This is a genomic window from Segeticoccus rhizosphaerae, from assembly GCF_005222685.1.
In the GTDB taxonomy this organism is placed as follows: domain Bacteria; phylum Actinomycetota; class Actinomycetes; order Actinomycetales; family Dermatophilaceae; genus Segeticoccus; species Segeticoccus rhizosphaerae.
Genome location: NZ_SWMA01000019.1, coordinates 14,228 through 28,989 on the forward strand (window position 1 = coordinate 14,228; position 14,762 = coordinate 28,989).

A 14,762-nucleotide genomic window follows, 5' to 3' on the forward strand; every position below is an offset into this window, starting at 1 on the left:
GGCTATGAGCCCAATAGCTCGGCGAGTTCTGTGACTGCCATGGCGACGACGCACAGGACCAGTGCGGCCGGTGCCAGTCCTCCGTGGCGCGACGTCTCCGGACCTACAGCATTGCGGCGGCGATAACGGGTTCTGTTGTGAAAGAGGACCCACGCGCACATTGACAGGGTGATTGTCGGGCTGATTAGTGAGGCCGGCCCAACGTGGTCGAAGGTGAACCGGGTGAGGGCGACTGATCCCGCCATGAGCGATAGCGCGGTGCGCTGCCACGACAGTGCTGTGCGCTCGTTTTGTGTTGCTTGGGAGGTGGCTGTCACCGGGTCAGACCGTCAGGGCGAGCACGACGATGGCGACGGCGACGATCAATACGGCCAACACCACGCCGAGTTGTGAAGCGGGGAGTGGGTTGTTCTCGCGCATGGCGCGCTCGGCCCGTGCCCAGCGCGTCCACGACACGAGTGCGCACAGCAGCCCGGCCACGAGCAGGACCGCCGACAGCGCCTGCTGCACGAGCACGGGCATGTCCACGTTGAGCGCGTCGAGTGCCACTCCGCCAGCCAGCAGCGCCAGCGCCGTGCGCAGCCAGGCCAGGAAGGTGCGTTCGTTGGCGTAGCTGAACCGGTAGTCCGGCTCGTCGCCGTGGTCGTAGACCCAGCCGGGCCACCGATCACGCATCGGCGGTGGTGCCTTGGCTCGTGACGAACAGCGGCAGGGACCGTCCGGCGAGGCTGCGTCGGGTCTGGGGAAGCGCCGCAGCCGTGGCCGTCAACACCGACGCGGTGGTGCCGATCGGGTCCGCGGCCACCAGGGGTATGCCGTCGTCGCCGCCGCGGCGTAGGTCCTCATCGAGCGGTATCTGCCCGAGCAGCGTGGTCCCCAGCGTCTTCGCGAGCTCGGCGCCTCCACCGGAGCCGAACACCGACCCGGTCATGTTCTCGACAACGCCTGCCAGCGGCATCCGGGAGTCGAGGGCCATCCGTCCGATGCGGGCGGCGACCGTGGTGGCCGCGGCCTGGGGTGTGGTCACCAGCAGCAGAGCGGCGTCGGGCAGCAGCTGCAACACGCTTAGCGGCACGTCGCCGGTGCCGGGTGGTAGGTCGACCAGCAGCACGTCGGGGTCGCCCCAGTAGACGTCGTCCAGGAGCTGTTCGAGGGCCTTTTGCAGCATCGGTCCGCGCCAGACCACCGGCTCGTCGGGAGAGACGAAGAAGCCGATCGACATCAGGGAGACACCGTGCGCGGCCGGTGGCAGCATCAGCCCCTGCAGTGCCACCGGGGCCTCGTGCAACCCGAACAGCTGGGGCACCGAGTAGCCCCAGACGTCCGCGTCAAGTACGGCGACCTTCTGCCCGGTCCTGGCGAGGGCGACCGCGAGGTTGGCGGTGACGGTGGATTTGCCGACGCCACCCTTGCCGGAACCCACGGCATAGATCCGTGTGCGTGAGCCCAGTGCCCCTGGTCGCCCGTGGCTCTCGCGCAGCCGACGGGCGAGATTCGCCCGTGCCGCGTCGGTCAAAGGCGTCAGTTCGAGGTCCAGCGCCCGGACGCCGGGTAGAGGGCGGACCGCCACCTCGATCACGTCACGGAGGCGCTCCTGATAGGTCCGCTCGGACAGCAGCACCCAGACCCGCACGGTCGCCCGGTGTCGATACACCACGGCCTCCTGCACGAGATCGAGGCGGTCCAGCGACCACCCTACGCACGGGTCATCGACCTGCCCCACCGCGTCACGCAGAGCCTGGTCATCGGTGCCACCAGCCTCCGGGTCGCCAATGTGGTGCGATCGGATTCTGGCCAGTCCACTCATCGGGCCAACCCGGGCTTCCCTAGAGCGCCTAGGGGCGTCATTGCTTCACCTTGAACGCCTTACGCCGCGGTGTGACCGGGCGCATCAGGAACTCCGGCCGGCGCCAGCCTTCGGCGTTCGGGCCCGGGCGGGTCAGCGCGAGCCACTCCCGGTAGACCTCCCCGGACTTGCGGGTGTCCACAACCACGTCGCCGTACCGGTCGCCCGGCTCGGCCTTGGTCAGGGTGACCTTCTGCAGCCAGCAGTGCATGCCCGACAATGGGTCCGGCTGGACCGGGAAGGCGAGGTTCTGGTGCACACCGGGGTCCTCCCAGTAGATCCGGCCGCTGTCGGGGTCCTCGCTGGCGAACGGCCCAACCCCTTCGGCATAGCGCATCCGCCACACCCCGTCGCTGGGGTGGTCGAGGTGGACCAGACCGGTCGCCCAGCGGCTACCGGAACCCTCGGTCAGCCGCCAGCGGCCCATGTGGTGGCTCATCGCGATCACCCCGGGACGGATGCCCTGATGAGCCCAGACGCGGGCCACGTAGTGCCCGATGCGGGTGTTCACACGCACCAGGTCGCCGGTGGCCAGGCCCAGCCGTTCGGCGTCGGAGGCGTTGACCCAGATGGGGTGGGTGTTGCTGATCTCGTTGAGGTACTTGGCGTTGCCGGTGCGGGTGTGCACGAGGGTGGGCAGCCGGAAGGTGGGAACCAGCACCATCTCGCCCTTGTCGGTGTCGACCTGGTGGTGCGACACGTGGGACTCGATGTAGCCGGGGGCCGCCTGCTCGGGCCAGCCGAAGTCGGCCATCGCGGTCGAGTACAGCTCCAGCTTCCGGCTGGGGGTGAGCCAACCCGCGACCTGGCTCCCGTCGTCGAGCTGCACCCCCACCGAACCGGCCTCTCCCACCAGCGGTGGGGTGGACTCGTCGTCGCTGGGTTTGCGCAGTACTCCTTGTTCGTCGGCGACGGCGCCGTCGAGCTCCTCGGCGGTCAACGGCCGTTCGTCCTGCCGGTAGATGTCTTTGGCGACCTCGACCACGCCATACTTGCGCATGTATTCCAATGGCGAGAAGCCCTCTGCGGCAGCCTTTTCCGGCAGGCCCGGCACCCTGTTCTCGAAGATCCAGCGATACCACTCGTCGACCGTGACCTTCTCGCCAGGACGATAGGGCGACTCGAAATATTTTCGGATGCCCAGCGCGCCGTCGGGGTCGATGCGCCAAGACAGCTCGAACCAGAACTCGTTCTCCTCCCACACCTCGCCCGGGTTGGCGTCGCGGGTGTCGGTGTAGTCGATGCCCAGCTTGTCCATCGCCACTCGGCGCACCGGCTGGCGGAACCCGAGCCAGCGGCCCGCATGGGTCTCATAGGAATGCGTGTCGTGCCGCTCGGTGGAGTGCCCCATCGGCAACACGTAGTCGGCGAAGGTGGCGGTCTCCGACCACGTCGGCGTCAGAGCGATGTGCAGACCGACCTGGTCGGGGTCGCTCAGGGACTCCACCCAACTGAACCCGTCGGGGTTGGTCCACACCGGGTTGTAGACACGGGAGAAGTACACGTCGACCTTGCCGCGCCCCTCGGCCAGGAAGTGCGGCAGCAGGATGGACATCTCGTTGGTCGACATCGGGTACTCACCCGGCCAGGACAACTCGTTCCACACGTCGTGGCCGGGCGGCACGCTGAAGCCGTGCGGGATGAACTTGTCCCACCCGTTCGGGCTGGTCCCGCCGGGGGTGCCCACGCTGCCAGTGAGCACGTTCAGGAAGAACAGGCAACGGGCGACCTGCCAGCCGCCGAGGTTGCCCGCGGTGGCCGAGCGCCACACGTGGGCCGAGAGCGCGTTGCCGCCGCCCGCGACGATCTCGGCCAACTGACGAATCTTCTCCGCGGGCACCTTCGCCTCCGCGGCAGCGAAGTCGAAGGTGTAGCGGGAGTAGTCCTGGGTCAGCTTGGCCACGAAGGTGTCGAAGTCGACGTCGGCGTCCGGGTGCAGCCGCTGCAGGTAGGTCGTCCAGTTCACCCAGCGCCGTAAGTAGTCCCGGTCGATGTTGCCCGTGGCCAACAGATGGGCGGCGACGGCCAGCAGGATCGCGGCCTCGCTGCCCGGCCAGGGCGCCAACCAGAGGTCGGCCTTGGACGCGGTGTTGGACATCCGCGGGTCAAGTACCACGAGCTTGGCGCCGCCGTCGTGCTGGGCCTCCATGATCCGCTGGGCATGCGGGTTGAAGTAGTGCCCCGCCTCCAGGTGCGAGGACAACAGCAACACGACCTTGGCATTGGCGTAGTCCGGTGAGGGGCGGTCGTAGCCGCCCCACAGCGTGTAGCCGAGCCGGGCGCCGGCCGAGCAGATGTTGGTGTGGCTGTTGTGCCCGTCCACGCCCCACGCCGCGAGGAACCGCTCGGCAAAGCCGTCCTCACCGGGGCGGCCGACGTGGTAGATGACCTCGTCGCGCCGGTCCTCGATGATCGCCGCCCGGATCCGTGCAGCGATGTCGTTTAGCGCCTCGTCCCAGCTGCACTGCTGCCACTGTCCGTCACCGCGCTTCCCGGCCCGCTTGAGCGGGTGCAGGATCCGCTCGGGGTCGTTGACCTGATTGATGGTGGCCGGGCCCTTGGCGCAGTTGCGACCCCGCGACCCCGGGTGAGCCGGGTTGCCCTCCACCTTGGTGACGGTCAGATCGTCCTTGGCCACGTGGGCCAGCAGGCCGCAGGCCGACTCACAGTTGAAGCAGGTGGTCGGGATCAGCATGAACTCCCGACTCACCTTGCGCGGGTGCGCCCTCGCGTCGTGAGCCACGTGATGGTCCCACGTCTCCGGTGGCGGGAAGTTGGCCAGATGCTCATGGTGACGCTGACCCGGAAGCTCCGGGCGAGTCGAAGGGCGATCGGGAGTAGTTGTCATCGGTGGTTCCTCTCCGTCTCACGACAACGGGACGTCTTGCGCCGCCCGGACGTAGGCCGTCTCATAGGCCAGCAGTGCGGGCTGGGCGATCAGGCCGGCCAGCGCGGGCAGCCAGGCGATGCCGCCGCCCCAGGAGATCGCGGCCAGGACCACCGCAACCAGGGTCGGGACCATCGAGCCGGCCCAGAACAGCCGAGCGTAGCGGCCGCGCACGATGATGTCCGCGCCGACCTTCGCGCCCCGGGTATGGTGCGACCCGAACAGGTCGACCAGGCTGATGACCAGATGCAGCAGGCCGCCCACGAGGAGGCAGCGGGCGATGAGCGCCACCGCGCTCTCCGAGGCACTAGCGACCAGGGCCACGATCGCCATCGCGCCGGAGCCGACGAACAGGGCCTGGCCGAGCAGGTGCGGCGCGAGCCACCTGGACTGCCAGAGATCTCGCCCCTCCGCCTGACCGAACAGGAACGCGGTGTAACCGGCCACCAGCGCGGACGGGACCAGCACTGCCCACGCCAGGGGCTGCCAGGCGCTGTCGAAGCCGCCCACGCCCACGATGAACCAGGCCACCGACGCGGCCCCGAACAGCAGGAGGCAGTAGCCACCCAGCACCAGCCATGAGGAGGTGTGCGGCTTGGTGAACAGGTAGTAGAACCGGTCCGGGCGCTTCAGGTCCCAGATCAGCAGCGCGCCGGTCGCCCCGACCCCTGCGGCTCCGAGGATGGGAGCGACGATGTCGCCGGTGAGACCGAGGCCGGTCCCCAGCAGCACGGCAAGGGCCGCCACGAACAGCGCACCACCGCCTAGTCCCTTGGCCCACAGGTAGGTGATGACCCGCCATCCCCACGGTCGGGGGTGCGCGGTGTTCAAGGTGGTGTGCGCGGTCGGGTCCTCGCCGATGAAATCGCCGGAGGTTCGTAGCCGCTGCTCGTCCGGCTGGGCCCACAGGTAGGTGTCCTCGACCGGTGCGGCCAAAGGGTCGAGCGTGGCACGCTCAGCGCCGAGGTAGAAGACGTTGGGTCCGGTGTTCTGCTCCGGCGCGCGCACCTGGGTGCGGTTGGCGGCGATCAGCTGAGAGATCCCGGAGTTCTCGTCGTCGAGGTCACCCACCCAGATCGAGTGCGTGGGACAGACCGTGACGCAGGCAGGCTCCAGGCCGTCGTCCACCCGGTGCGCGCAGAAGTTGCACTTGGCTGCGGTGTGGGTGTCCTCGTCGATGTAGATGGCGTCGTAGGGGCAAGCCTGCATGCAGGACTTGCAACCGATGCACCGCTCCTTGTCGAAGTCGACGATCCCGTCGTCACGTTTGAACAGCGCCGTGGTGGGACAGATCTTCACGCACGGCGCGTCGGTGCAGTGGTTGCATCGCATCACCGCGAAGTCGCGGGTGGAGTCCGGGAAGGTACCGGAGTCGACATACTTCACCCAGGTGCGGAACTGGCCCAGCGGAACCTGGTGCTCGGTCTTGCACGCAACCGTGCACGCATGACAGCCGATACACGTGCCCTGGTCGATCGCGAAGCCATACCTCATAGGCACATCGTCGGGGATCGGCCCACACGGTCGCTAGACCACAAACCGGCATCACCCCATACACTTTGGTTATGGCCATGAGGACCCCAGACCTCACCGCACTGCGGCTGCTGGTCGACGTCGGCTCCCTGGGCAGCCTCGGTGCCGCCGCACGACAAGCCCAGATCAGCCAGCCCGCAGCCAGCAAACGGATCGCCCGACTGGAACGAGATCTGGGCCTGATGCTGGTCCGCCGGTCGGCCACCGGCTCACGGCTGACCACCCAAGGACAAGTGGTGGTGGACTGGGCCAGCCAGGTGTTGGACACAGTCGACCACCTCCTGGGCGCAGTTAACTCCCTGCATGCCGGAGCCGACACCGACCTGCGGGTCGCGGCGAGCATGACCATCGCCGAGCACCTCATGCCGCGATGGCTCTTCGAGACCCGCGCCAAGCACCCGGATCTGCACGTCGGGCTCGAGGTCACCAACTCCGAACAAGTGCAGGAACTGGTGCTGGCCGGATCCAGCGACATCGGGTTCGTCGAGGGCCCGCGCATCGACCGCCGACTGCACACCCGTGCGGTGGCGGTCGACCGGCTGGTGGTCGTGGTGGCTCCCGAGCACTCATGGACGCAAAGACGTCGCCCGCTCCGGCGCGAAGATCTGGCGATCGCGCCTCTGGTCGTGCGCGAGCCCGGGTCGGGCACCCGGTTGACCCTCGAAGAAGTCATGGGCGGTCAGCACGCAGCCCCGCTGCTCGAACTGGGCTCGAACGAGGCCGTCAAGGGGGCCGTCACTGCGGGTGCCGGGGCAGCCGTGCTCAGTGTGCTGGCCGTCGGCGTCGAGCTGGCGGAGGGACGTCTGGTAGAGATGGCTGTTCGCGGGGTCGACATGGCCAGACAGCTCACCGCCGTCTGGCCACGGGCCAACCGCCTTAGCCAGCCGAGCAGATGGCTGCTGGACACCGCTGTGGCCTCCTCCGGGCGGCGCTCGGGAACCGACCTTAGTTGATCATCGTCCCGACACGGATCCTGACCCAGCGCCGCCATCGGCCTGCCGGTTCACCTCGGCCACGCCCGCCACGGCCAGGGACGGCCGGACGCGCAACACCGCGAACAGGAAAGCGCGCCCTTGGTCCACGTGTAGAGGCCGACAGACTCGCCACGACTACGGCACGTGGTGCGGGGCACGTGGTCACTTTCGTGTCAGGGTCCGGTTCGCTTGGCAACTCCGAATCCAAGCAGCAGACCCGCGCGAGCCGCTTCGGAAGACCGCCGGTCAACCCATATCCCACCCATACACCAGATTCCAGCCCAGTCAGGGTGCCATCACCGACGGCAGCCGAGGGGTGCCAAAAATCACTGAGGCGCTACTCCACACCCTCGCACCCGCCGCTCTTGCCAACCAGTGCTGCTGGTCGTGTCTCTACGAAGACCAAGTCCAAGTCCAAGTCCAGGCTGAGCAGGTGGGCGGGCGAGGCGAACACTTCACCGGCGAGCTCCGGCAGCGCCTCGAGCAGGAAGTCCATGCCCGCGTGCGCGGCATCCACCGAGCACGCCGGGAGCCCTCGATGCCAACTCGTTCGACCGCCCACCCGTTCGCGTCCAGCTTGGAGCCGGGTTCCAGCGCCCGCTGGGCAACCAGCCTACCGTCCGAGCGTAGTCGCAGTGCCACCCGGTCGGCTCGACCAGCTCGCTCAGGATCTGCGTCTTCGTGGCGCGGTTGGCATGCGCGTAGGCCCCGGGCGACCTTGGTGACGGCCTTGTGCTGACTCATCGTCAAGCCCATCTGTCGGGCGTAGCCCCGATCCCAGCCACACACCGGGCGCGACACGCCGTCAGGCGGAGGTTTTCAGATGAGGACACGTATCCGCCTACGTGGAGGTTCTACGTGAGTCAACGCGAACTGTTGACCCCAGGGCGCACGAGACGTACAGTTTGCCGCACCTTCCAAAAGTGAGACGGCAAATCTCACATGGATATGAGACAGAAGATCCCATGGTTGATACTTCGCGAACACTAGTCCGAGCAGTCGAGTTGCTCGACTGCTTCACGCCGAAACAGCCCGCGCGGTCACTTCAGCAGCTCGCGTCTGCCACCCAGATGCCTCGCGCCACAGTCCACCGTCTGGTGCGATCTCTCGAGGCTGTTCGGCTCCTGACCCGGTCGACGCGTGAAGGTCACTACGAGTTGCATCCTCGCCTGCTCCAGTGGTCCTTCTTGGCGGGGCGCGGCCTTGACCCCGCGATGATCGAAAGCGTCTACCTTCGCAAACTCGAGATTGAGACCCAAGAAACGTGTACATTCTCGGTGTTGTCCGGATATTCACGGACAACCGTTGCGCAGTGCCTAAGCAGCCAAGCTGTATGTAGGGTGGTCGAGCTTTATGCGCCTCTTCCACTGTATTGTGGAGCCGCTGGAAAAGCCATTCTAGCGCAATTCAACGCCAAGCAACTCGGGGCGTATCTGCGGCAAACGCCGTTAACACAACAGGGCCCGAATACTCTAACGTCGGTTGAAGTCCTTAAACGAAATCTAGAGGCGGTCCGCTCGCTGGGTTACGCGACCGCCGACAGGGAACGTGTGCCTGATGGTTCCGGCGTAGCGGCTCCCGTCTTCGACAGTGACAATCAAATATATGGGGCCGTCGCAATAGCATTTCCTGCGTACCGTGCCGACAGTGCGCAGATCGTGGAATGGGGACGTTTGGTGGTAGCCGTTGCCGCAGACATTCAAGAATCGATAAACATTCGCTCACATGGAGGTAGGGAATGATCGAGTCGCGAAGTTCAAATCCTCGTCACTGGAGGGAGATAACATCTGAACATGGGCTCACGCCATGGACGAAAGGTGGACATGGTGCACCTATACGAGAGGGCAACCGTGCCGCGTTACTTGTAATCGACACAACACGGATGTACATGGATATGGAGGGGACCCTTAGTATCGGGCCGGCGGCCGAGAGAATCGTTGGCCCCCTGATGCAGGCACTAGAGATGGCCAGGAACGCGAAGATTCCTATCATTTACACCAAGGCTGGCTTGAGAGGTTCGGACGAAGAACGCGGATTGTGGGGGGAGAAGGTCTCGGCTGCTAGGGACGCTGACCCGCTCGAAGATACGATCATCGACCAACTGAAGCCCAACGGCGATGTGGTGTTGGATAAGCCTAAGGCCAGCGCGTTCTTTGATACACCGCTCAGAAGTCTTCTAACGTACCTTGAGGTCGACAACATCTTTGTTGCCGGCGTCACGACAAGCGGTTGTGTTCGAGCGACCGTTGTTGACGCTTTTTCGCACAATTTACGAACTACGATTCTTGAAGATTGCGTAGCTGACAGGCGCCCTCTAATACACAGTGTGAGTCTGTTTGACTTAGAGATGAAGTACGCCCAAATCATGAATTCCAATCAGTTGTCCGACACGCTTAGCCGCCAGGCTGGCAGCCCGCTCGTTCCGAAAGGTGCTCGGTAATGGATTCTCAAGCGCACGTTCGAAAGGCCCGACGTTTAGAGGCCACACTGTACCGTTTGGAGCTGACGGCTGATAGCGAAACGATAATCGAGACCTGCATGCTAGCCGGAACTCACTATCTAAACGCGCTGGCCCACGACAACGGAATCCTGGACGTTAGCGACGATTTGCTGCATTCCGATAAGCCGGAACTAGGAATGCCGATTCCAGACGGCCTTGCACCGGCATTCGCGTCTATGAAATTTATTGAAGACCTCCGACCGGGCCTCGTGCGTGGCCCTGATGATCCCTCTGAGGACGACGTGCAAAAGTGTCTGGACAATTTCGGAGTGGTTGCCAGTATGATGTCAGGTCAACCGGAGAAGTCATCATGATGGGCCGCCGGGCGGACAAGTCACAGCGCACCCCGGAGGTTGGAGCGTGAACGCCTCTACGAAACCGACCATGCAACTTGCGGAATACGCTTGCCAGTTGACCTTTGATGATATTCCCGAAGCGGTAATCACTAAGCAGATATTGCATTTGCTAGACGGTATCGGTAATGCTCTATATGGAGTATCCACTGAATTTGGGGAGAAAGTACGCTGCATTGCGGCGAACTCACGGGCAGTTCCTGATGCGCGCGTGTGGGGCACAAGCTTGCGCACCTCAGTGGAAATCGCAAGCGCTGCGAATGCATCCTTTGCGAATATCAATGAACTTGAGGACGCCCATCATCGAACAAAGTTCAAGCCGAATACCATTCTGGTGCCGGCGGTTCTCACGGTGGCTGACGTTGCAGGCTCCTCCGGAGCCGAGGTGCTCACTGCAATCGTTGCTGGAACCGAGGTAGGGATTCGAGTTGGCGAGAGTATCCATTCAGCAAGTGACGCTTATAAACGCGGTTGGCTGGGGACCGGCGCTCTCGGCCCGCTGGCGACTGCGGCTTCCCTCGCAAATCTGCTGCATCTCTCGCCGATGGAGACGGCTCACGCTCTTGCGCTAGGTGCCAATATGCCGACGGGCATCTGGGCGAGTGGGTTGACCCCAGCAAAGAGAGTGATGATTGGGCGTGCCGCAGCGAACGGAGTGGCGGCCGTAGACATGGCCAGAGCCGGGATTACCGCTGGCCCGGAGGTGCTCAGTCCGGGCTGGGGTAGTTTCGGAAACGTCTTGAGCGGGATTACTGACACCGCTTTGCTGACCGATCGTCTTGGACAGCACTGGAAGACGGCCGAGGTGGGATTGGAGTGGTATCCCACTAAGGGAGCACTACATTCGTCCATTGACGCAATTCTACAGATCTATTCAAAACATCAGATTGACCCCCGGGATATCAGGACCGTCCAAGTCGCCACTGCACGCTCCATCGTGGACAACCCTGCACTGGGGGAGTACCCGCCTGAGGATATCTGGAGTGCCCAACACAGTCTCAGGTACTGCTTGGCGGTCACTCTGCTTGAGAAGGGCTGCTCGGGGGAGCAGTTCCGCGCATCGCTTCTTGGCTCACCCGTCGTCAACGAAATGGCAAGTCGGATAGCGGTGGTAGAGGACCGCTTGGCGACAGAACTGTACCCCAAAACCAAGACGGCTATCGTCGAAATCACTCTAGATGGTGGAGGCACATTCTCCGAGAGAGTCGATTACTGTACCGGCGAACCTGAAAACTTTCCCACGGAGGCGCAAATCGTGGACAAGTTCGATAGGGCTGCCGGACAATTGATTGCTGACCCGAACCGACTTGCCGACATAGTCGAGAAGGTGAGGGCATTGCCTGACGCGCACGACGTCTCCGATTTGATCAGAAGCATCTCGCCAAGTGCAACGAACGGAGTGTGAGCGACGATGGAGCGATTGGGCCAACAGGCGCTCGCACTGGAATATGGCTGGACTGACTCGCCGCAAGGGCGTGCACCAGTGGAGACGCGAGGGATCGATTGGGGAGGGGTTCTTTCGCGTCGTTTGGAACGCCTTCAAGACGGTGCTGCCACCCAACAGCTGGATATTCTCATTCTCGCCAATCCCGGCAACGTCATCTTCTCCACTACCTGGCCCCGGTATCGGCCGAGCGCTCACGAAGGCGCCTACCTCGCAGTCTTGGACGTCCGCAACCGCCGCCTCGCCATCTTTGCCTCCGAGGGCGACGAGCTCATGGTGCGTGAAGACGCCGCCTTCCATGAGATTTTCGTGCTTCCGCCTTGGAACGGGGCATGGTACGAGGCCATTGTGGATTCGCATATCCTACCGGATACAGCAACGTTGGCGGTCGGAATGGACCGCGCTGCGTACCAGATCTTGGCTGACCCGATGTCGAATGCGCATCCCGATTGGAAGGTCGCTGGGGTTGACTCGCTCCTGGCTGAGGCCCGAGCACTAAAGTCTCAGCCCGAAGTGGACGCTTATAAGGAAACGTTAGCAGTCGTTGAGGTAGGCATAAACAAAGCCATTCGACTGGTAAAAGGCGGAGCCTTCCGGCGTACGGAGTTAGAGATCGCCTCTGCGGCAAACTATGCATTGATGTTGAAGGGTTGTACGCAAGCTGACATCTGGTGCACATCTGGTCCACGTGCAGCTCCTGTTCGTAGGTTTCCGTCTAACAGGTATCTTCGCCGCGGCGAGTTCGTCGTAATCGACGGGGGAGGCATCTACAACGGCTTCCGGTCTGAATTCGCTCGGACGGTATGGACTGGTGGTGTGCTAAGCACCGAGCAGCGAAACGCTTACCTTGCAGTGTATGAGGCGCTCGAAGCCGGCGAACGGGAACTTCGGCCTGGCGCCGACACGGCCGAGATAGAGATGACGTGTCTTGAGGTGGTCGGAAAAGCCGGCCTGAGCGACTTCTACGGAGGATATCCCTATACAGGGCACGGTATTGGGATAGGTGCTGAGCCGCCCTATATCACGAGCCGTTTCGAGGTGTACCGGACATCATTGCAAGCCGGAATGTTGATCAACTTGGAACCAGCCGTTTGGATACCAGGGGTGGGAGGCGTGCGTCTCGAGAATACGTACTTGATCACCCAAGACGGAGCGGTGTGCTTGAGTTCTGCACCGTATGATTCTGACCTTGTTGAACCAAGTTCCCCGGCGCCCGGGGCGAAATAGAAAAATGGAGTACGCAATGGCACTACGTGTGTTAAAATTGCCGATGATGCTTAGTCTGTCACTGTGTCTGGTCGCTGCGGGATGCGGTTCATCTGATACGTCGTCTGGAAGTTCGCAGAGCGGGGCGGCGGCTTCCGAAAATCAGGCCGGAGATTCACAAGAGCAGACAATAACGGTGGGATTACAAATCAATATTATCTCGCAAGCATTCAGAGTTCTAGCCGATCACGACAACCTCGTGAAGATCGACGGCCGTGACGTAAACGTCAAGTGGGTCCAGACTACGTCCGGCCCCGCCCTCAACTCAGCCCTCGTGAGTGGAAACTTGGACGCGGGCTTTATGGCTGGACCTCCGTTTTTGATTGCGTTCAACAAGAATGTTCCCGTGCGAGTTGCGTCCGACGCTGGTGTAGTGCCAATTCTGTGCTTATCGCGGGATCCGAAAGTGAAGTCACCGGCCGATATCCCCAGAGATGCCAAGATTGCTGTACCTGCGCCTGGATCGTTTCAGGACCTGACGCTGCAGAAGGTGTCCAAGGACACCGGTGCGGACCTCGACCAGATCAAGAAGCAGGAGGTCGCGATGCCACAGGACGTGGCGTTTGGGGACATCACGGGCAAGAGCCCTAGTATCGGTGTTTTTTGTGGCGCTCCGCCGTACACGTCAAGAGCGCTAAAGACACAGGGGATGCACGTGATTGCATCTGCATCGCAGGCGTATGGCAAGAAGTATCCGTTCCAGATGCTCGTCGCACGGAATGAGTTCTATTCCAAACAGCCGAAAGAGTATGCCGCGCTCGTAACCGCGCTAAGGAAGGCGCTGTCCATTATGGCGTCCGACCCCAAGCGAGTTGCGACCCTTCTTGTGAAGGACAATCCCAAGTTGGAACTGGAGCAGACCACTAGTGACTTGCAGGATCCTGATACACATTTCAGTGATGTCCCCGGCGGACTCATGGAGGTCGCGAATTTTATGGAGTCTCAAGGAATCATTTCTAAGGTTCCAAACTTGAGCGATATCCTGTTTCCGAATCTTCAAGACACAGGTGCCAACTAATGAATGACACTCGGGGACGCGTTGGCTTCTACGATGTTTCGGTCGCTTATGATGGCGCGGCTGTCATACAGGGGCTTTCACTGGATGTTGTCCCGGGGGAGTTGGTTACGGTTCTCGGGCCATCTGGTTGCGGTAAGACCACGTTGCTTCTAGCGCTGGCAGGCTTATTACCAATCAGCGGGGGAAGCATCACCGTCGACGGACGAAGGGCTACTGTTCCTGGCCCGGATCGAGCGATGGTCTTCCAAGATCTCGATCAACTGCTTCCGTGGAAGACCGTTCAAAAGAACGTTGAGTTTGGCGCTAAGCACGGTTGGGCATCTAGTGGCAAGGCATCTGGCGTTGGACGTCAGAAGGATGTACGGGAACTTTTGAGTATGGTTGGCCTTTCGCAGGTTTCTGGGCGCTACCCAGTGCATCTGTCGGGCGGAATGCGGCAACGTGTAGCGATTGCGCGTGCTCTCGCCGCAGATCCTGACGTATTGCTGATGGATGAGCCGTTTTCGGCGTTGGATGCGCAGACTCGAGAACAACTGCAACTCGAGCTGCTTTCCATCTGGCGGCGTGCTGGAAAGACAATTATCTTTATCACCCACAGCATTGACGAGGCAGCTATCCTTGGAAGTAGGATTCTGGTGATGGGGCGAAATGGGCGCGTTATGGAGGATTTCATCAACTCAGCTGTCCCCACCGGCGACCAGGCCCGAGACATTGCTGCCCGGGCCGAAGTACAGGTTCACTTGCGGGCGGCGCTCGATTCGTGCTTTTCCGAAGCTACACCGCCCGCTTATGCCAGTAGCAGCCCTCCGGCAGGCGCGTGGAATGTGTCGCGGGAACCGGAATGATAGTTGAGGCGTGATTATGGTTACTACCATTCGTAATGGTCAAACAGAAATTGCAAAGGCAGGACGAACCGCCACGGGATCCATGAGGAGGGTCGT

At 62.6% G+C, this 14,762-nt stretch carries 14 protein-coding genes; 8 read left to right on the top strand and 6 right to left on the bottom strand.

The window, feature by feature from the left end; translation table 11 throughout:
- Positions 1–2 precede the first annotated feature (2 nt).
- The 5 genes from FCN22_RS22840 to FCN22_RS13310 all read right to left on the bottom strand — a co-directional run bounded on the left by FCN22_RS22840 (position 3) and on the right by FCN22_RS13310 (position 6,227).
- Entirely contained in the window at positions 3–317 is a 315-nt protein-coding gene (locus FCN22_RS22840; RefSeq protein ID WP_137122045.1) for a DUF202 domain-containing protein, read from the bottom strand.
- Between the two features lie 4 nt (positions 318–321).
- A complete protein-coding gene (locus tag FCN22_RS13295; RefSeq protein WP_137122046.1) occupies positions 322–675 on the bottom strand; it encodes a YidH family protein in 354 nt (117 codons plus the stop codon).
- The gene (locus tag FCN22_RS13300) at positions 668–1,654 is read right to left on the bottom strand and encodes an Mrp/NBP35 family ATP-binding protein (protein WP_238384728.1); all 987 of its coding nucleotides are present in this window, start codon (positions 1,652–1,654) and stop codon (positions 668–670) included. The genes FCN22_RS13295 and FCN22_RS13300 overlap by 8 nt, the downstream gene beginning before the upstream one ends.
- A gap of 190 nt (positions 1,655–1,844) precedes the next feature.
- Positions 1,845–4,541 carry a molybdopterin-dependent oxidoreductase gene (locus FCN22_RS13305; protein ID WP_238384729.1) on the bottom strand — a complete coding sequence of 899 codons (2,697 nt, stop codon included), beginning with the start codon at positions 4,539–4,541 and terminating at the stop codon, positions 1,845–1,847.
- Positions 4,542–4,712: 171 nt separating this feature from the next.
- On the bottom strand, positions 4,713–6,227 hold the full coding sequence (locus tag FCN22_RS13310; protein WP_137122049.1) for a 4Fe-4S dicluster domain-containing protein: 1,515 nt from the start codon (positions 6,225–6,227) through the stop codon (positions 4,713–4,715).
- Positions 6,228–6,304: 77 nt separating this feature from the next.
- Between FCN22_RS13310 and FCN22_RS13315 the strand changes: the two genes are divergently transcribed.
- Entirely contained in the window at positions 6,305–7,219 is a 915-nt protein-coding gene (locus FCN22_RS13315; RefSeq protein WP_137122050.1) for a LysR family transcriptional regulator, read from the top strand.
- 358 nt (positions 7,220–7,577) lie between these two features.
- Here the strand turns inward: FCN22_RS13315 and FCN22_RS13320 are convergent, their stop codons facing one another.
- Positions 7,578–7,757, bottom strand: a complete 180-nt coding sequence (locus tag FCN22_RS13320; protein ID WP_137122051.1) for a hypothetical protein — start codon at positions 7,755–7,757, stop codon at positions 7,578–7,580.
- A 448-nt stretch (positions 7,758–8,205) separates the two neighbouring features.
- Here FCN22_RS13320 and FCN22_RS22845 point away from each other — a divergent pair, with 448 nt between their 5' ends.
- From FCN22_RS22845 to FCN22_RS13355, 7 genes are read left to right on the top strand one after another with little or no spacing between them, the layout of a single operon-like run.
- Positions 8,206–8,982, top strand: a complete 777-nt coding sequence (locus tag FCN22_RS22845; RefSeq protein ID WP_137122052.1) for an IclR family transcriptional regulator — start codon at positions 8,206–8,208, stop codon at positions 8,980–8,982.
- Positions 8,979–9,680, top strand: coding sequence for an isochorismatase family protein (locus FCN22_RS13330; RefSeq protein WP_137122053.1), 702 nt, complete (start codon positions 8,979–8,981; stop codon positions 9,678–9,680). The genes FCN22_RS22845 and FCN22_RS13330 overlap by 4 nt, the downstream gene beginning before the upstream one ends.
- A complete protein-coding gene (locus FCN22_RS13335; protein ID WP_137122054.1) occupies positions 9,680–10,054 on the top strand; it encodes a hypothetical protein in 375 nt (124 codons plus the stop codon). Before FCN22_RS13330 ends, FCN22_RS13335 begins: the two co-directional genes overlap by 1 nt.
- 46 nt (positions 10,055–10,100) lie before the next feature.
- Positions 10,101–11,498: an MmgE/PrpD family protein gene (locus FCN22_RS13340; RefSeq protein WP_137122055.1), complete on the top strand. Its 1,398-nt coding sequence runs from the start codon at positions 10,101–10,103 to the stop codon at positions 11,496–11,498.
- Positions 11,499–11,504: 6 nt separating this feature from the next.
- The gene (locus FCN22_RS13345) at positions 11,505–12,764 is read left to right on the top strand and encodes a M24 family metallopeptidase (RefSeq protein WP_137122056.1); all 1,260 of its coding nucleotides are present in this window, start codon (positions 11,505–11,507) and stop codon (positions 12,762–12,764) included.
- 16 nt (positions 12,765–12,780) lie between these two features.
- Complete coding sequence (locus FCN22_RS13350) at positions 12,781–13,821, top strand: ABC transporter substrate-binding protein (protein WP_162308202.1); 1,041 nt, start codon at positions 12,781–12,783, stop codon at positions 13,819–13,821.
- On the top strand, positions 13,821–14,666 hold the full coding sequence (locus FCN22_RS13355) for an ABC transporter ATP-binding protein (RefSeq protein ID WP_137122058.1): 846 nt from the start codon (positions 13,821–13,823) through the stop codon (positions 14,664–14,666). The genes FCN22_RS13350 and FCN22_RS13355 overlap by 1 nt, the downstream gene beginning before the upstream one ends.
- The last annotated feature ends 96 nt before the right edge of the window (positions 14,667–14,762 follow it).